Annotated in this window: 15 protein-coding genes; 5 read left to right on the plus strand and 10 right to left on the minus strand. The window is 71.5% G+C overall.

The features are described from left to right. Positions 1-498: 498 nt before the first annotated feature. Positions 499-1,596: a BLUF domain-containing protein gene (locus EDF63_RS00865; protein ID WP_123310365.1), complete on the plus strand. Its 1,098-nt coding sequence runs from the start codon at positions 499-501 to the stop codon at positions 1,594-1,596. Here the strand turns inward: EDF63_RS00865 and EDF63_RS00870 are convergent. Both EDF63_RS00870 and EDF63_RS00875 read right to left on the minus strand, forming a co-directional pair. Continuing rightward, complete coding sequence (locus EDF63_RS00870) at positions 1,551-2,012, minus strand: GNAT family N-acetyltransferase (protein WP_131921307.1); 462 nt, start codon at positions 2,010-2,012, stop codon at positions 1,551-1,553. The genes EDF63_RS00865 and EDF63_RS00870 overlap by 46 nt on opposite strands. A gap of 200 nt (positions 2,013-2,212) precedes the next feature. Continuing rightward, complete coding sequence (locus EDF63_RS00875; RefSeq protein ID WP_123310369.1) at positions 2,213-2,848, minus strand: TetR/AcrR family transcriptional regulator; 636 nt, start codon at positions 2,846-2,848, stop codon at positions 2,213-2,215. Positions 2,849-2,972: 124 nt separating this feature from the next. On the opposite strand from EDF63_RS00875, the gene EDF63_RS00880 reads away from it, so the two are divergent. Then, positions 2,973-3,446, plus strand: coding sequence for a hypothetical protein (locus tag EDF63_RS00880; RefSeq protein ID WP_123310371.1), 474 nt, complete (start codon positions 2,973-2,975; stop codon positions 3,444-3,446). 24 nt (positions 3,447-3,470) lie between these two features. Here EDF63_RS00880 and EDF63_RS00885 read toward each other — a convergent pair whose 3' ends face one another. The 8 genes from EDF63_RS00885 to EDF63_RS00915 form a co-directional block, all read right to left on the minus strand. Next, on the minus strand, positions 3,471-4,139 hold the full coding sequence (locus EDF63_RS00885; protein WP_123293595.1) for a response regulator transcription factor: 669 nt from the start codon (positions 4,137-4,139) through the stop codon (positions 3,471-3,473). Then, positions 4,136-5,413, minus strand: coding sequence for a sensor histidine kinase (locus tag EDF63_RS00890; protein ID WP_123310373.1), 1,278 nt, complete (start codon positions 5,411-5,413; stop codon positions 4,136-4,138). The genes EDF63_RS00885 and EDF63_RS00890 overlap by 4 nt, the downstream gene beginning before the upstream one ends. Then, complete coding sequence (locus EDF63_RS00895) at positions 5,400-6,374, minus strand: CPBP family intramembrane glutamic endopeptidase (protein ID WP_123310376.1); 975 nt, start codon at positions 6,372-6,374, stop codon at positions 5,400-5,402. Before EDF63_RS00895 ends, EDF63_RS00890 begins: the two co-directional genes overlap by 14 nt. Positions 6,375-6,469: 95 nt before the next feature. Next, positions 6,470-6,961: an SRPBCC family protein gene (locus EDF63_RS00900; protein ID WP_123310377.1), complete on the minus strand. Its 492-nt coding sequence runs from the start codon at positions 6,959-6,961 to the stop codon at positions 6,470-6,472. Positions 6,962-7,151: 190 nt separating this feature from the next. Next, positions 7,152-7,712 (minus strand): low molecular weight phosphatase family protein, encoded by a 561-nt coding sequence (locus EDF63_RS00905; RefSeq protein ID WP_123310379.1) that lies wholly within the window; start codon positions 7,710-7,712, stop codon positions 7,152-7,154. A 2-nt stretch (positions 7,713-7,714) separates the two neighbouring features. Further along, positions 7,715-9,013, minus strand: a complete 1,299-nt coding sequence (locus tag EDF63_RS00910; protein ID WP_123312146.1) for an adenylosuccinate synthase — start codon at positions 9,011-9,013, stop codon at positions 7,715-7,717. Between the two features lie 184 nt (positions 9,014-9,197). Then, positions 9,198-9,362, minus strand: a complete 165-nt coding sequence (locus EDF63_RS18525; RefSeq protein WP_159573348.1) for a hypothetical protein — start codon at positions 9,360-9,362, stop codon at positions 9,198-9,200. 143 nt (positions 9,363-9,505) lie between these two features. After that, entirely contained in the window at positions 9,506-13,174 is a 3,669-nt protein-coding gene (locus tag EDF63_RS00915) for a S8 family serine peptidase (RefSeq protein WP_185021230.1), read from the minus strand. Between the two features lie 161 nt (positions 13,175-13,335). On the opposite strand from EDF63_RS00915, the gene EDF63_RS00920 reads away from it, so the two are divergent. From EDF63_RS00920 to EDF63_RS00930, 3 genes are read left to right on the plus strand one after another with little or no spacing between them, the layout of a single operon-like run. Then, positions 13,336-13,989: a TetR/AcrR family transcriptional regulator gene (locus EDF63_RS00920; RefSeq protein WP_123312147.1), complete on the plus strand. Its 654-nt coding sequence runs from the start codon at positions 13,336-13,338 to the stop codon at positions 13,987-13,989. Then, positions 13,986-14,720 carry a hypothetical protein gene (locus EDF63_RS00925; RefSeq protein WP_123310383.1) on the plus strand — a complete coding sequence of 245 codons (735 nt, stop codon included), beginning with the start codon at positions 13,986-13,988 and terminating at the stop codon, positions 14,718-14,720. Before EDF63_RS00920 ends, EDF63_RS00925 begins: the two co-directional genes overlap by 4 nt. After that, entirely contained in the window at positions 14,717-16,951 is a 2,235-nt protein-coding gene (locus EDF63_RS00930) for a YhgE/Pip domain-containing protein (protein WP_123310385.1), read from the plus strand. The genes EDF63_RS00925 and EDF63_RS00930 overlap by 4 nt, the downstream gene beginning before the upstream one ends. Positions 16,952-16,980: the final 29 nt, after the last annotated feature.

Genomic DNA, 16,980 nt, shown 5'->3' on the forward strand with positions numbered 1-16,980 from the left:
ACGGTGACCGAGGGCGTCTGCTCCTCGTTCGGGTCGGGGAGCAGGCGCCCTCGCGCTACGACGACGTCGGGTTCGGCGCGGCGGGCCGCGACGATGCCAGCCCGGAACAGGGATCGGGCCCCCGCAGCTGGGCGCCGCGGGGTAGCTCACGAGACGGTACGGATGTGCCGCTCTCCGGGTGCACAGGTACGCGGAAATCGACCGGGAGCACCCTGCCGTCATCCGGAGAACGTGCGTTCCCCGTTCGGGGGATACCGACGAGGGGCGCGGCCTGGTTGGGTCGTCGAGTCAGCAACTCCGTTGCGGACGAGATCCGCGCGGAGCTTCGGCACCAAGCGAAGGTGACCCCCTCGGGTGGGGCGGTCGCGGTGGGTGCCGGCGTGTCGATTCGGGTTCGACACGGCGGCACCCCCATTCAGCGGGGAACCGAGGCTTGCCCTGGCGGCAGGGGTGCACCACTGTGTGGAGTACACGCTCGCTCGGAGGAACAGGGACCACATGCTGTCGTTGGTGTACGTGAGCACGATGAGCCGACCGGTCACGGACGAGGAACTCGCCGAGATCCTGGTGATCGGTCGCGAGAAGAACCTGCAGCTCGGCATCACGGGGATCCTCGCCCACCAGGGGAGCAACTGCATCGGCATCATCGAGGGCGACGACGAGGTCGTGCGGGAACGGTTCGAGGGCATCCGTCAGGACCCCCGCCACACCAACGTTCGCCAGGTCGCCGCGGACACCGTCGCGACCCGGTCCTTCCCGGAGTGGTCGATGGCGTTCCAACCGGCGGACCCGTTGATCAAGGATATCCCGGGGTTCCTCGACCTCTTCGCCGACGGGCACGCGCCCGACCCCGCCACCGGTACGTCCCGCGCGACGGCCCTGCTGGAGTGGTTCCGGAAGCACCCCCTGGCGCCGCTGACGAACCAGCACGGCGACGACGGCATCGAGCTGCGCACCCGGATCGTCAACGCGACGATCACGGTGCTGCACGAGACCGGAGTCGAGCAGGTCGACGTCGACACCGTCGCCGCCCGGGCCGAGATGACCGTCGACGAGCTGCGCACCCACTTCCCCTCCCGCGAGAGCCTGTTGACCGCCACGGTCGACCGGTGGTCGAGCTCGGTGTCACGACCCCTGCGGCCGATCGCCGACACGCACGGCGCGGTCGCCTACCTGCACGCGCTGGTCGTGGCGTACTCGGAGGAACCGGCGTTGATGCGGCTGCTCGCCTCGACGCTCGCCTCGAGCACCGACCCCGGACACGAGGGCGCGGAGTACTACCGCACCCTGTACCTCCGGTTCCGTCGGACCGTCCGGGAAGCACTCGAGCGGGACATCCGGACCGGTCGCGAGCCGGCCACCATGGATCCCGCGCGTGCCACCGAGCAGCTCCTCGCGCTCTACGACGGTCTGCGGATCCAGTCGCTCCTCATCGAGGGGTTCGACATCATCGCCTCCTTCGACCGCGCCGTGTCACGGCTGCGGCGGGGGTGGGCCGAGGACTACCGGCACACGGACCTCTTCGAGATCCCGGTCGAGGGCACGGGCGATCACAACGCCCGCGAGAAGCAGACCGACTCGGGGTCGTCGCGGTAGGGTCCGAACGGCTGGATCCGCACGAACCCGTTCCGGGCGAACAGCGCGGCGGCGTGCGGCTGCAGCACGCCGAACTCGGCGACGACCGCCGGTGCCTGCAGCTCTTCGGCCTGCGCGAGCAGTTCGAGCACCAGCAGGTCGCCGACGCCCTGCCCGCGGGAGTCCGGTCGGACGAACAGCCGCCGGACCTCGAACACGCCGTCGCCGGCCGCACTCAGCGACGCGGTACCGAGCGCCAGGCCCGAGCGGTCTCGGGCGATGACGTGCACGGCAGCGGTCGCCTCGGTCAGCGGACGGCCACGGTCGGCCGGGCGACCGTAGATCCGGTCGACCTCGATCCGGGCCGCGGCGCGCAGCCGGACGGCGTCCTCGTGGTCGAAGGGCTCGGCCGCGACCGAGAACGTCAGGTGCTGCATCGTGGTGTGTTCCTCGCCCGGCGCCGCGTCGTCGCGGGTACCCCGTGGGTGTTCAGTGTGCGTGCCGCCGCTCGAACCCGAATCGAGCGGCGGCACGGTGTGCGCGCTTCCGCTCGAACCCGAATCGAGCGGTGGCGCGTGCAGACGGCTGGCGTCTGCCCTCGGACGCCCTAGCGTCCGCGGTCTGTGGTGGGTCCGGGTCAGCTCACCAGGTCGAGGTCCCACACGGGGGCGACGTACTCGCGGGACCATCCCTCGCGCAACCGGGTGACGGCCCGGTCGAACGCTTCGAGCAGGTCCATCTCGGGGCGCACCATGGACTGCAGCTGCAGTCCCTCGTAGGTCGCGAGCAGCTGCTCGGCGCCGCGCGACGGCTCCATGGTGCTCGGTTCACGACCGAGCAGGCTGTCGCGCTGCAGGGAGTCCTGCACGAAGGCGTGGAACCGGCGCCACCGCGCGTGCAGCATCGGCGCGAGCGGGTGCTCCGGTGACGCCGCGATGTTCAGGGTGGCGGTGAGGAAGCGCATCAGGGACGGGTCGGCGATGTTCGCGGTCACGATCGCACGCAGGAACGGCACCGTCCCGAACCGTTCGGCGAGTGGCATGAGCGGTGCGGTGCGCTGCTCGTTCCAGTGGTCGATGGTGGCCAGGAGCAGACCGTCCCAGCTGGGGAAGGTCCGGCCGACCACGTCGACGTCCTGACCGGCGTGGTCCGCGACGACGGCCGGGGTCACCTCGTGGAGCGGACGCGTCCGCAGTGCCGTGATCATCCCGTCGACGACGGCCGATCGGAGGGCGGCATCGTCCGAGGTCCGGCGCGATGATTCGATGTGCATGCATACACCCCACCAGGCACACCGGTCCCACCAAAGCCCCCGAACGGGGATCGCGCGCAAAACGGACCAGCACGATCCGGCCACGACACTTCCCACCGATCGACCTGCGAGCGATACTCATCCCATGCAGTGGGGACGGATCGTACCGGTGGCGGCGGTGGCCCTGATGGCGAGCGGAGCGCTCGCGGGGTGCGGCGCCGACGGGACGGTCCAGTCCATCGACACTGGCACCTCGGTCAGCTCCTGCATCGACCACGTGCCCATGACCGCGGCCGAGCGCCGCGAATCCGCCGATCTCGTGGTCGACGGCCAGGTCACCAAGACCGATCGCACCGTCGAGATCGGCGGCGTCTACGACGTCTACGACGCCGAGGTCACGACGACCTCGAAGGGGGATGCCCCCGGCGCCACCATCGAGGTCGTCAGCACGTCGGACCAGTGCACGACGAGCGGCGAACCCGTCGAGTACCTCGACGGCGACGTGCTCGAACCAGGGGGAACGTTCCGCCTCTACCTGACGAAGGCTGACCCCGAGGACGACGACAGCGTCTGGCGCCTCGTCGTCCCCGGCGCCGCCGAGCCGCTCACCACCGGCTGACGGCCGGCACGCACCACGCGCGCCCTACGGCTCGGGGACCGCCACGATCCGGTTCTGGTACGCCCACACCACGGCCTGCAGCCGTGACCGGACCCCGAGCTTCGGCAGCATCCGCGCCAGGTGCGACTTCACGGTCGAGACCTCGAGCACGAGCGCGACCGCGATCTCCTCGTTCGACATCCCCTGCGCGAGCAGGAGCAGGACCTCGCGTTCGCGGGCGGTGAGCACCCCGTCGGCCCGGTCCCCCGACACCGGCTGCAGGCTCCGTCGCGACACGAACTCGCGCAGCACCCGCCGGGTCAGCGCCTGGTCGAGCGTCCCGTTCCCCGCGGCGACCTGGCGCACGGCGTCGACGATGGTGTCCGGCTCGGCGTCCTTCAGCAGGAATCCGGAGGCACCGGCCTCGAGGGCCCCGAACACGTAGTCGTCCAGGTCGAACGTCGTCAGCATCAGCACCGGGATGGCCGGGTCGGCGTCGGGTGCGCAGAACAGCCGGGCGAGCTCGATGCCGTTCATCACCGGCATCCGGATGTCCAGGCAGGCGACGTCGGGCCGCAACGAGCGCGCCAGCGCGAGCGCCTCGCCGCCGTCGGCGGCCACGCCGACCACCTCGATGTCGGCCTCCGCGCCGAGGAGCGCGGACACCCCGGCACGGACCAGCGGCTGGTCGTCCGCCACGAGCACGCGGATCACGCGACCACCTCGCCGCCGTCGGTGGCCTGCGCGGGTGCGGGAGGTGCCTCCCGGCCGAGCGCCAGCTCCACCAGCCATCCGCCGGTCGCGGTGGGGCCGGTCTGGAGGCGCGCCCCGACCAGGTCCGCCCGCTCGCGCATCCCCCGCAGGCCGTTGCCGCCCGACGGTGAGGTCGGCGCTGCCGGAGCGGCGGCTGGTGCGTTCTCCACCCGGATCACCACCCGGGTCGGGTCGCGGTCGTCGATGGTGACGGTGCACGGGGCGGACGGAGCGTGCAGGGCGGCGTTGGCCAGCGCCTCCTGGACGGTGCGGTACGCGGCGAGCTGTGCGAGCGGGCCGACGCCGTCGGCCACGGGGCGGTCGTCGGTCGGACGGTCGCCGGGCAGCACGTCGAGGCGCACGTCGCTGCGGAACCGGGCGCGTTCGACCAGGTCGACGATGCCGGCGACCGTCTCGACCGCGCGTTCGGCGGGGACGTCCTCGCGCAGGAGCCCGACCAGGCGGCGCAGGTCGTCGAGGACGGCGGTGCTCTGCTCCCGCACCTGGCGCGCGCCCTCGTGTGCGCGCTCCGGGTCGCTGTCGATCTGCCGGTCGATCACGGCGGCCATCAGCGCGATGCCGGACAGGTGGTGCGCTGCGATGTCGTGGAGCTCGCGGGCCATGGCGGCGCGTTCGCGGGAGACCGCGGCGTCGACCAGGGCGTCCTGCTCACGGAAGACCGCGCTCGCCTCGGCGGTGCGGGCGGCGCGCACCTCGCGGCGGGACCGCACCAGCAGGGTGACCAGGAGCGGGAGCCCGACGGCACCGACCGCCTGCAGCACCCCCTGGCCGAGTGCGCCGGACAGGACCGCGCTGCCGGCTGCCACGAGCGCGCCGGCGACCAGGAGCGTCGGCCACAGGCGTGCGAGCGGGACCCGGAGTGCGGCGAGGACGACGGCGACGACCACCGGCAGCGCGGTGAGGCCGAACAGGTCGAGCGACTGCGGGGCGAGCGCGGCGACGAGCACCGGCAGCACCGACACCGCGACGAGCACGGTGCGTGGTGCCCGACGGGCGGCGAGCAAGGCGGCGGACTGGGCCAGCAGGCCGAGCGCCAGGACGGTCCACGCAGCGGTGAACGGTGCCGGGACCCGCATGGCCAGGGCGGCGCCGTCCGGCTCGAGGCCGTCGAGCGGCGGCAGGCCGAGCAGCAGGCCGATGGCCACGACGGCCGTGCCGAGCGCGACGAACACGTCGACGCGGCGGTCACGGGTGCGCGGGTCAGCGGAGGCCATCGTTGGATCCTACGAGGCGGGTGCGAGCGGGGACCGGGGCGTCGATCGGCAGCGCACGGCGCGCCGGGTCGTAGCCCAGGCGGCCACGGGTCACGACGAGCAGCACGGCGGCGGCGACGGTCGAGGTGATGGTCAGGCCGATCATCAGCGTGCCGGCGGTCATGCTCGGGTACATCTCCGGGAACAGTGTCGAGATCGTGTTGTTCACGCCGACGTGCAGCAGCAGGGCCAGGGGCAGGCTCTCGCCGGTCTTGTTGAACACCTGGATCATCACGACGTTGAACGTGATCGTGAACAGGGCGAACACGACGGGCTCGCTCCAGTGCGCGTTCGGCCAGCCGCCCCAGTCGCTCAGGTAGAGCGGCATGTGCCAGAGCGCCCAGATCGGGCCGAGGATCGCAGCCGCACCGAGCCCACCGAAGCGGTGCTGCAGGCGGGGCAGGGCGAAGTCGCGCCAGCCGGGCTCCTCGCTCAGACCGGTGGAGAACAGCTGGATGACCAGGCCGGGCACGAGCATGGCGACGGCCAGGGCCGAGGGGGCACGGACGTCACCGCCGGCGAAGGGCAGCGCGGACGCGACGATCATGGCCGGAACGACGACGAGCGCCAGGGCGTACCAGTACCAGGCGACCCGCCAGCGGAACAGGCGCCCGACCCAGCGGCGCAGGCCCGGACGACCGTCGGCGACCGCGGTGACGATGAACGCACCGCCCAACGGGCCGAGGAGCGCACCGGGCAGCACACCCGTGAACTGTCCGCTGCCCAGGACCTCGGGGAAGTGGATGTCCCACACGCCCATGCCGTGCGGGGACAGGATGTAGGGCACCCACGCGAGCCAGCTCAGGCCGAGTGCCAGGGTGAAGAAGGACACGAGCGGGTGCCGGGCGATGAGGCCGCGGACACCCCCACGGTCCTGCGGGGATGTGCCGGCGACGGGCCGGACGTCGGTGGTGTTCGTCATGCACACGACGCTAGGAACCAGCGCGCTCGGGGACGACCGGCTTCGGGACGCACCTGCGGGAGTTCCATCGAAGGATGCAAGTGCTCCCGGGGCGTTCAGGCGGTGCGCTGGGCGGCCACGTGGGCCAGGACGACCGGGTCCTCGCAACCCCGGGCGAAGCCGCGGATGCGCCGGTCGATGTCCCGCTGCAGCACGAGCACGCCGATCCGTTCGGCGAGCGGCGCCAACCACTTCGGCCGGCAGGTGAAGTTGTAGCGCCAGACGGCCAGGGTGTGCCCGGGCTGCCCCTCCGCCGCGGTGAAGCGCCAGCCCCCGCCCATGCGCTCGAAGAACCACGACCCCTTCGTCATCTTCATCCCGACGTTCGACGGCGGATGGTACGAGACGTACTCGCTCTCCATCGCGAAGCCGAACCGCTGCACCGTGTAGGTCCGGACGCCCTTGCCGGGAACGGTGGCACCACCGACCAGGTGCTGGCGTCGGATGAAGGGGTCCCAGCGCTTCCGGATCGCCCCCTGCGTCTGCGAGACGGCGAACGCCACCTGCGGCTCGACCGGCACGATGCAGCGGGACTCGACGACGGGCATGAGTCATCCTCGCACGCGCACGGTGCGGTGCTCGCCGGCCCGTGCGACGTTCACAGGCCGCGCACCGTGCAGCGCCCGCCGCCCCGTGCGAGGTTGCACGCTCCGTGCGCCGCTACAACCCCGCACCAGGCCGCCAACCTCGCACCGGACGACAGAGCTCGCACGGTGCGAGCTCTGTCAGCGCGGCGAGTCAGCGCAGCGCGGCCCGGAGCGCGTCGGCGATGGGCGCGAGCGCGGCGTCGATCTCGTCGGCGACCCGCGCGTGGGTCGCCTCGGACCGGCGGTACGGGTCGTCGACGTCGTCGTCGGCGGGGTCGGCCGGCGGCGGGACGGTGCCGCGCAGGCGTGCGACCCGCTCGACCAGGGCCTCGGGCGCGTGCACGTCCTGCAGGTCACCGGGCTCGAGTCCGTCGAGCACCCGCGCGAACTGCTTGATCGTGAACGCCCGCTTGGTGGCCCGGGGCGCGAGCGACACCACGGCCGCACGGTGCGACCGTTCGGCCGTCAGCACCAGGTCGGCGTCCTCGACGATCGCCGACGTCAGGTACCGCGAGCCGTGCCGCGACGGGTCACCGCCGAGCCGGACCGACTGCGCCGCGGCGGCACCGTCCATCGCGGCACCGTCGTCGGCGATGGTGCCAGCGGACTCGACCACGAACGCCGCAGCGTCCGGGCCGAGTCGCGCCGTCAGGACCTGCGCGCCGAGCGGCGACCGGCAGATGTTGCCACTGCAGACGAACAGGATCCGCATCGTCAGGCTGCGCCGGCGCCGAGCAGGTCGTGCCGGACGACGATGGCGTCGCGCCCCGGACCGACACCGATCGCGGAGATCCGCGCACCCGACATCGCCTCGACCGCGAGCACGTAGTCCTGCGCGTTCTTCGGCAGGTCCTCGAACGAGCGGGCGCCGGTGATGTCCTCGGTCCAGCCGGGGAACTCTTCGTACACGGGCTTCGCGTGGTGGAAGTCCGACTGGTTCACGGGGACCTCGTCCACGCGCACGCCGTCGACCTCGTACGCGACGCACACCGGGATCGTCTCGAGCCCGGTCAGCACGTCGAGCTTGGTCAGCACGAAGTCGGTCACGCCGTTGATGCGCGCGGTGTAGCGGGCGATCGGGGCGTCGTACCAGCCGCAGCGACGCGGGCGGCCCGTGGTGGTGCCGAACTCGAAGCCGTTGGCGCGCAGGAACTCGCCGGACTCGTCGAACAGTTCGGTCGGGAACGGACCGGCGCCGACGCGCGTCGTGTACGCCTTGACGATGCCGATGATGCGCTCGAGCTTGCCCGGGCCGATGCCGGAACCGGTCGCGGCGCCACCGGCGGTCGCCGAGGACGACGTGACGAACGGGTAGGTGCCGTGGTCGACGTCGAGCATGGTCGCCTGACCGGCCTCGAACAGGACAGTGTCGCCGCGCTCGAGTGCCCGGTGGATCTCGAGGGCCGTGTCGGCGACCATCGGGCGCAGGCGCTCGGCGAAGGACAGCAGCGACTCGACCACTTCTTCGGCGTCGATCGCGCGACGGTTGAAGACCTTGACCAGCAGGTGGTTCTTCTGGTCGAGGGCCGCTTCGACCTTCTGGCGCAGGATGTTCTCGTCGAAGATGTCCTGGATGCGGATGCCGACGCGGTTGATCTTGTCGGCGTAGGTCGGGCCGATGCCGCGACCGGTGGTGCCGATCTGGCGCTTGCCGAGGAACCGCTCGGTCACCTTGTCGATGGTGCGGTGGTAGTGCGTGATGACGTGGGCGTTCGCCGACACGAGCAGCTTCGAGGTGTCGACGCCGCGGGCCTTCAGCGCGTCGAGTTCCTGGAACAGGACCTCGAGGTCGACGACGACGCCGTTGCCGATGATCGGCGTGACGCCGGGCGTGAGGATGCCGGAGGGCAGCAGGTGCAGGGCGTACTTCTCGCCGCCGACGACGACCGTGTGGCCGGCGTTGTTGCCGCCGTTGAACTTCACGACGTAGTCGATGCGGGAGCCGAGGAGGTCGGTGGCCTTCCCCTTGCCCTCGTCGCCCCACTGGGCTCCGATGATGACTGCTGCGGGCATCTGGTTCTCCTCACGTTGGCGGAGGACCTCACGCGACCAGGCGGGCCGGTGGTCCACCCGAGTCTATCGGACGGCCACCTGCGCGCCACCTGGCGCGTGCCCGAGATGGTGACGACGGACGGACGGGAGGCCCGGTGCCAGCTGGCACCGGGCCTCCCGTCCTTCGTGTCCGTGCGTTCCGCGATCAGGCGCGGAAGAAGTCCTGGTACGACGGGTCACCGACGGGCTGCGAGTAGCCGGGCTCGGCGAGACGCTGCTCGATCATCGCCTGGACGACGTCGGGCGGGGTGAGCCCCCGGCGGCGCCACTCGGTCGGGTTGGCCCGGAGCTGGCTCAGCGTGTTCTGCATGCTGCAACCCTGGCACTGTGTAACTAGTTTGTCTAACTACCTGTCCTGAATCCGCGTTCCCCCGACCGCCGGGAACACAGGAGACGCCGGATCCGCACTGCGGACCCGGCGTCTCCTGTTCGTTCAGCGGCGCGGACGCCGCACTACTTGCGCGAGACCTTCGCGGTCGACTTGGACGTCGCGGTGCCGTCCTTGTAGCCCGAGGCGTGCGCGGTGACCTTCACGGAGAACTTGTGCCCCGCGTCGGAGGTGCCGAGCTTGTACGTCGCACCGGTGGCCTTCTTCACGACCTTGCCGTCGCGGAGCCACTGGTACTTGTACGTCGCCTTCGTCGTGCTCCACTTGCCGTGGTTCGCCGACAGCTTCGAGCCGACCTTCGCCGTCCCGCTGATCGTCACCTTGCTGCCCGCGGCGAGCGCGAGCTTCGGCGGGACCACCGAGATCGTCGACGTGCCGGCCTGCTTGCCCGACGCGTTGCCGAGGTGCAGGAGCAGCACGGTGGCCTTCGTGACGCCCGAGGCACGGGTGACCCGGAGGACGCCGGAGTCGGCGAACAGGACGCCGGTGCTGCGGCCCTGCGCGAAGGACAGTGCCGGCTTCGACGGGTCGAACGACGCGTTCTTCGTCTCGTCCACCACGGACGAACCGGTGGTCGCGGCACCGGGGGCGTAGGCCGACTCGGTGAGCACCGAGTAGGTGAACTTGCCCTTCGCACCGATCAGCGCACCCGTGGTCGTGAGCACCTTCACCGAGCTGTCGAAGGTGTTCACGTCCTGGCCGGGTGCCCCGCCGTTGAGCGGCTGGACGTCGACGACCGGGTCGACGTCCGGGTCGTCCGACGCGGCCTTGGCCAGGTCGATCGTCGTCGCGAACGTCGCGTCCACCGCGGCGGACTTCGCGTTGTAGACCAGGTAGTCGGGCTCGCCGTCACGGTTCGTGTCGATGAGCACCTCGACGTTGGTCACGGCGCCGGGGTTGGCGTCGGGACCGGCCGTCTGGATGCCGAACGCGATCGTGTCCGACGCCTTGTCGTAGCTGGCGCCGTAGGAGCGGATGTCCGCCGCCTGCAGCGAGCGCTTCGCCGAACCGTCGGGGAACGCCTCGACCGGGTCGGTCCCGCCGAGCACGAACGGAGCGACGGCGGCGTGGTAGCCGGTCGTCAGCCCGCCCTGGTCGACGGTGCGGCCCTTGAGTGTCAGGTCGGCCGACTTGCCCGGGCCGGTGAAGGCGACGGTGGAGCGACCCTGCACGGAGCTGACGGGCTTCGGCGCGAGGTACGCACCGACGCGCAACGGCACCGCGGTCGTGTCGGTCGGCGTGAACGCCACGATGCCCGAGGCGGCGGTGACGAACTCGCGCTGGTAGCCCTGCTGCACCGACTCCTGGGTGGGGTCGATGACGCGGCGGAGCTTCGTCGGGTCGGCGATGGTGAACGTGAGCTTCACCGTCGCGGTGCGGTTCGCCGGGACGGTGACCCGCTTCGTGTCGAGCGCGAACGTCACACCGGGCTGCGACACCTGCGGCTGGTAGGCCACGTCGTAGGTGTGCGCGACGCCGTCGGTGTTCGCGATCTGCAGGGTGCGGCTCTCGCTCGTCGCGCTCGAGACCTCGACGACACCGAACGAGGCGGTGACGAGCAGGTCGTTCTCGACGCTCCGCACGGTGGTGCCGGCGGTCACGGCCTGCAGGGCGTCGACGCGGCCGGTGCCCTGCCGGAGCAGGGTCGCCGAGCGGGAGCCGTCCTTGACGTCGTGCGTCGCCGTGTTCATGAGCGCCGCCTTGACCTGCGGTGCGCTCCACTCCGGGTGCGACTGGAAGGTCAGCGCCGCGATGCCCGCGACGTCCGGTGTGGCCATCGAGGTCCCGCTCATCGACATGCGGCCGTCGCCGGTGCCGTTGGCCGCCGAGATCACGTTGACCCCGGGGCCGGCGATGTCCGGCTTGACGATGTCGTTGAACGACCCGTGCACGCCCCGGCTGGTGAACGCGGCGAGCGTGTTCACGGCCTCCGGGTCGGTGGCGAGTTCGAAGCCCTTGAGCTCGTCCGCGAAGCGCACGTGCAGGGTCCCCGCCTTGGCAGCGGCCTGGAGGCTCGTGGCGGCGTCCAGCGTCAGCTCGGCACCCGGGATGGTCGCGTTGCCCGCGATGCCCGAGTCGAAGGTGTTGATCGTGCCCGCGAGCAGGACGCCGATGCCGCCGGCGGCCTGCACGTTGTTGAAGCGCACGCCGGAGCCGCACTCGAGCGCGCCGTCCGTCCACTTCAGCCAGACGACCTTGCCCGCGATCTTCGCGGCGTCGGCGGCGCTGAACGCGGCGCAGCCGTCGATGTTGCTGGTCGGGACGACGACGTCACCCTCGACGGGCAGCGTGCCCGTGAAGTTGGACGAGTACTGCGACCGGTAGGTCTTCGCGACGTTCGCGGGGGCGGTGGCCTGCACGCCGTCGTACAGCGACTGGCCGGTGGCGCTCGCGGCGACGGTGAGCGCACCCTCGGCGTTGCCCGGCGATCCACCGATGTCGGTGAAGTCGTCGGCGTTGCCCGAGGCGATCACGGGCAGGACCCCGCGTGCGGTCAGTGCGTCGATCTTGGCGTTGTCGGGGTCGTCCGGTGCGCCGTAGTCGGAGCCGAGCGACAGGTTCAGGACGTTGATGTCCTTGCCCTCGGTGAGCGCCTGGCCCACCCAGTCGAGCGCGGCACCCGTGACGTCCGTCGAACCGCCGCCGTCACCGAACACCTTGAGGGCGTAGAGGCCGGCCTCGGGCGCGGTGCCCGGTCCGATCCACATGTCCTGCACCTGCTGCGTGGTGAGCTTGGTGTAGTCGCCGTCGAACTGCTGCTTGTCGGCGGTCAGGCCGTAGCCCGCGATCGAGCCGGACACGTGCGTGCCGTGGTCGCCGCCCTTGCCGTCGATCGGGTTGTCGTCCGGAGCCGGCACCGGGTCGTAGGCCGGGTCGGTCGGGTCGGCGTTGTAGGTCGCACCCGCGAAGTCGTACCCGCCGAGGAACTTCGACGCGTCGTACAGGCTGGGGTCCGGAGCACCGGAGCTCGCGTTCGCCAGGGCCTGCTGGTAGGCCGCGGTGGTGCCGGGTCCGCCGAAGTCCGCCTGCGTGTAGTCCAGGCCGGTGTCGAGGACGGCGACGTTGACGCCCTTGCCGGTGTGCCCGGTCTGCTGCCAGGCGTTGAGCGAGCGCGTGTAAACGTCGCTCGCGGCGTTCTTCGGGGCGACCCCGTCGGCGCCGGGACGCACGAGGCTCGGGTCCACGCCGGAGGGGGCGACGCTCGCGTCCGGCAGGACCGTCGGCTGGACGATCTTCTTCGGCGTGAGCGGGATGATGCTCTCGACGTCGGAGCGCTTCGCGATGTCCTGCAGCGCGGAGACGTCGGCGACGACCGCGACACCGGGGACGGTGTACTCGGTCGAGTAGAGCTCGGTGGCGTCGGCGTCGGCGCGCTGGACGGCGGCGCTGACGGCTGCGGTGGTCGACTCGATCGCCTTGACGCGGCTCTTCGCCGCCGAGGACGGCGTCTTCGACTTGGTCAGGTCACCGCCCTTCGCGTCGGCGTCCACCTCGAGGGCACCCTGACCGGTCGTGCGCACGAACGCGGCGACGGTCTTGGTGGCCTTGGCGTCACGCAGTGGTGCGGAGAGCTTCAGGTCGGCCACCGACACCCCGGTCGGAGCTGCGGAGGCCGCGCCCCCGACTGCGAGGCCGCCGCACGTCAGGGCCACGGCGGCGATGCCGGCGGTCAGGACGCGTGCGATGCGATGGGAGTTCGGGTTCGGGTCGTGGTTCGGTGTTGCACGGTTCAAAGAGGGCACTCCAGGCTCAGTCCGTGGTTCGCATGAGATTGCTGTGAAGTTATGCGCTTACATTCAGAAAGGGCAGTCCGCTCTTTGGGGGACACCCCTGTTCGAGGGCCGGTGTTCCTGTTAAGTTGCACACCCGTGTGCACGTTATTACGATGGGGTTCGTGACCACTGCTCCCCATCCCGCACGCGCACCCCGCCGCGACGCGACCGAGAACCGGGCAGCCCTCCTCGACGCGGCACGGACCTGCCTGCAGCGCGATCCGGACGCCTCCATCGAGACGATCGCCGCGGCCGCCGGCCTCTCGCGCCGTGCGGTGTACGGACACTTCCCGTCGCGCGACGACCTCGTGCGCGAGGTCGTGACCTCCGGTGCGGCTCGGATCGCCGCGTCCATGCCGACCACCTCGGACCTGCAGGAGCTGCCGCCGGCCGCTCGGCTCGCCGCGATCGCGGTCACGCTCTGGACCGAGGTCTCGCACGTCCGCTCGATGGCCCGGGTCGCCGTGCGCAGCCCGTTCGCCGAACCCGTCGCCGAGGTGTTCGCTCCGCTCCGTGCCCAGGTCCGCCAGGCGTGTGCGCTCGGGATCGCCGAGGGCACCATGCGCGACGACGTCGACCCCGCCACCCTGGGGCGCCTGGTCGAAGGGGCGTGCATCGCCGTCCTCGACGAGGCGACCCGGTCCGGCACCCCGGACGAGGCCGGACGGCGCATGGTGGTGGTGTCGGCCCTCGGCATGGCCGGCATCGACTGGCGCACCGCACTGCTCTCCGAACCCGCTGCTCCCGCTGCTCCCGCTGTGAAGGACCCCGCATGACGCTCGAACTCGCCCACGTCGGCATCGGCGAGGAGCCCGGCGCGGCACTGCCCGTCGTCTCCGCCGTCGCCGCCCCCGGACGCCCCGGGGTCGTCGCCGTCGAGACGGAGCAGGCCCCCGTGCTCGCCTCGCTCGTCGCCGGCGGCCGGATGCAGCCCGACACCGGGCGGCTCCTGCTCGACGGGCACGAGGACGCCGCTGCCGTGCGCCGCGCCTTCGCCCTCGTCGACACCCCGGGCGTCGCCGAGCCCTTCCCCGTCATGACCGTGCAGCAGATCGTGCGCGAGGAACTGGCGTTCGCCGCCCAGCGTCCCTCGCGCGGCCACGTCGACACCGTGCTCGAGGAGCTCGACCTGCGGCACTACGCCGACACCCCGGTCCAGCGGGTGCCGACGGCCGTGCGCGTCCGACTGCTCGTCGAGCTCGCCCTGCTCCGCGACGGGGTGACCGGCGTTGTCGTCACCTCGCCCGAGCGGCACGGCGGTGCCGTCGAGGAGTGGTTCGCGGTCCTCCGCGACGTCGCACGACGCGGTACGACCGTCGTGCTCGTCACCTCGAAGGCCGCAGCCACGACCGTCGAGACGCTGCTCGACACGATCGACGCGACCGACGCGTCCCAGCCCGAGGGTCCCGACGACGCGGCCCTGTCCGACGGAACCGAGCCGGGCCTCCCGTCCGACCCGTCCGTCACCGCAGAATCCGCAACCGTCCCGACGGAGGCAACCCCATGACCACCACCTCGCTCGTCCGCGCCGAACTGGCGCGCCTCACCGCGACCCCGCTCGCGCGACTGGCGTTCATCGCCCTGATGATCGTGCCGCTGCTCTACGGCGGCGCCTACCTGTGGGCGAACCGCGACCCGTACGCCAAGCTCGACCAGATCCCCGCGGCGATCGTGAACCTCGACGCCGGCGCAACCCTCGACGGCGAGCACGTCGACTACGGCACCGACGTCACGAAGGAAGCGATCGACGGCGCCGACTTCAAGTGGACGAAGACCGGGGCTGCGGACGCGCGCTCCGGCGTGCGGAACGGCACGTACGACTTCGTCGTGACCATCCCGCACGACTTCTCCGAGCACCTGGTGTCCGCGCAGTCCGACGACCCGACGCAGGCGAAGCTCGTCATGACCACGGCCGACACGAACTCGTACCTGGCGTCGACCATCGCGGAGCAAGCAGGCAAGACCATGCGCACGGCCGTCGCCGAACGCGTCGGCAAGCAGGCGGCGAAGACCCTGCTCGTCGGGCTCGCCGACGTCCGTGACAGCCTCGGCGACGCCGTCGACGGGGCCGACCAGCTGGCGTCCGGCACCGCGAAGGCGGACACGGGCGCCCACACCCTCGCCGACGGCACCGGCAAGCTGTCGTCCGGTGCGGCGGAGCTCGCGTCCGGCACGGCGGACCTGCCGTCGCAGACGAAGCAGCTGGACAGCGGAGCGCAGCAGGTGGCGTCGGGGGCGTCGACCCTGGCGTCCGGGCTGGCCAGCGCGCAGCAGCAGACGGCGGCGCTGCCGTCGCAGACGCAGCAGTTGAACAGTGGGGCGCAGCAGCTGCAGACCGGGCTGCACCAGCTCCGTGACCAGACGGCTTCGCTTCCCTCCGACTCTGCGCGCCTGTCCAGTGGTGCGTCGCAGGTCGCCACCGGGAACGCCACGCTGGCCGACGAGGCCGCACCGTTCATCGCGGGCGTCCAGCAGCTCTCTGCGCAGTCGCCGGAACTCGTCGCGTCGCTGAAGCCCGTCGTCCAAGCTTCCACGGTGCTCACCGCGGAACAGAAGACCCAGCTGCTCGCCGGGCTCGACGACCTGCAGGCCGGCAGCACCAAGCTCGGTGCCGGTGCCGGCGACCTGTCCGGCAACCTGCAGAAGCTCAAGACGGGCAGCGCCCAGGTGTCCGCGGGCGCATCGCAGCTCGCCGAGCGGGCTCCGGCGCTGACGAGTGGCATCCAGCAGCTCTCGGACGGCTCCGACACGCTCGCCGCCGGGACGTCGAAGCTGGCTGCCGCGGCACCGACGTTGACCTCGGGCATCGCGTCGGCGGCGACCGGCGCGTCCACGCTCTCCGCGGGTGCTGCGAAGGTCGCAGACGGCACGTCGACGCTGGCTTCGGCCGCTCCGACCCTGTCGTCGGGCGCATCGTCGCTCGCCACGGGCGCAGCGTCCGCCGACAAGGGTGCTTCGTCGCTCGCATCGGGCCTGGACGAGCTCAAGACCGGCTCGTCGAAGCTCGCGTCGTCGCTCGACGAGGGCCGCACGAAGATCCCGGCGTCGAACGCCTCCGAGCGTGAGTCGCAGGCCTCGGTGATCTCCGACCCGGTCAAGGTCGGCGACGACAACGTCGCCGCGGCGTCGAACTACGGCGCCGGCCTCGCGCCGTTCTTCATCTCGCTCGCGGCCTGGATCGGCATGTACGCGCTGTTCCTCATCCTCAAGCCGATCTCGAAGCGGGCGATCACCGCGGTGCGGAAGCCCCTGGCCGTGGTGTTCGGCGGCTGGCTGACCCCGGCCCTGCTCGGCCTGGTGCAGATGGTGGCGCTGTTCTTCATCGTGCGGTTCGCCCTCGACCTGAACGTGGTGCACGTCGGCGGCACGATCGGCATCATGGTGCTGGCGTCGGCGACCTTCGCGGCGATCATCATGGCGCTCAACGTGCTGCTCGGGTCGGTCGGGCAGTTCCTCGGACTGGTGCTCATGCTCGTCCAGCTCGTCACCGCCGGCGGCACGTTCCCCTGGCAGACGCTGCCCGGGCCGTTGGCGGCGCTGCACTTCGCGCTGCCGATGACGTACTCGGTCGACGCGATCCGGCAGACGATGTACGGCGGGGACCTCAGCGCCGCGTGGTCCGACGCGGGCGTGCTGCTCTGCTGGCTGCTCGGGGCGCTCCTGGTGTCCTTCGTGGTCACGGCGCGGCAGACCCGCTCCCGCACGCTGCGCGACCTGCGTCCGAGCCTGATCGGGTAGCGCGGGCGGGCGCCGGGGCCGGGGGCGCC

The organism is Curtobacterium sp. JUb34 (genome assembly GCF_003755065.1).
Taxonomy (GTDB): Bacteria; Actinomycetota; Actinomycetes; order Actinomycetales; family Microbacteriaceae; genus Curtobacterium.

Coding starts and splice junctions, on each gene's coding strand:
- EDF63_RS00865 (WP_123310365.1), top strand. CDS start 499: ATGCTGTCGTTGGTGTACGTGAGCACGATGAGCCGACCGGTCACGGAC.
- EDF63_RS00870 (WP_131921307.1), bottom strand. CDS start 2,012: ATGCAGCACCTGACGTTCTCGGTCGCGGCCGAGCCCTTCGACCACGAG.
- EDF63_RS00875 (WP_123310369.1), bottom strand. CDS start 2,848: ATGCACATCGAATCATCGCGCCGGACCTCGGACGATGCCGCCCTCCGA.
- EDF63_RS00880 (WP_123310371.1), top strand. CDS start 2,973: ATGCAGTGGGGACGGATCGTACCGGTGGCGGCGGTGGCCCTGATGGCG.
- EDF63_RS00890 (WP_123310373.1), bottom strand. CDS start 5,413: ATGGCCTCCGCTGACCCGCGCACCCGTGACCGCCGCGTCGACGTGTTC.
- EDF63_RS00895 (WP_123310376.1), bottom strand. CDS start 6,374: ATGACGAACACCACCGACGTCCGGCCCGTCGCCGGCACATCCCCGCAG.
- EDF63_RS00900 (WP_123310377.1), bottom strand. CDS start 6,961: ATGCCCGTCGTCGAGTCCCGCTGCATCGTGCCGGTCGAGCCGCAGGTG.
- EDF63_RS00905 (WP_123310379.1), bottom strand. CDS start 7,712: ATGCGGATCCTGTTCGTCTGCAGTGGCAACATCTGCCGGTCGCCGCTC.
- EDF63_RS00910 (WP_123312146.1), bottom strand. CDS start 9,013: ATGCCCGCAGCAGTCATCATCGGAGCCCAGTGGGGCGACGAGGGCAAG.
- EDF63_RS18525 (WP_159573348.1), bottom strand. CDS start 9,362: ATGCAGAACACGCTGAGCCAGCTCCGGGCCAACCCGACCGAGTGGCGC.
- EDF63_RS00925 (WP_123310383.1), top strand. CDS start 13,986: ATGACGCTCGAACTCGCCCACGTCGGCATCGGCGAGGAGCCCGGCGCG.
- EDF63_RS00930 (WP_123310385.1), top strand. CDS start 14,717: ATGACCACCACCTCGCTCGTCCGCGCCGAACTGGCGCGCCTCACCGCG.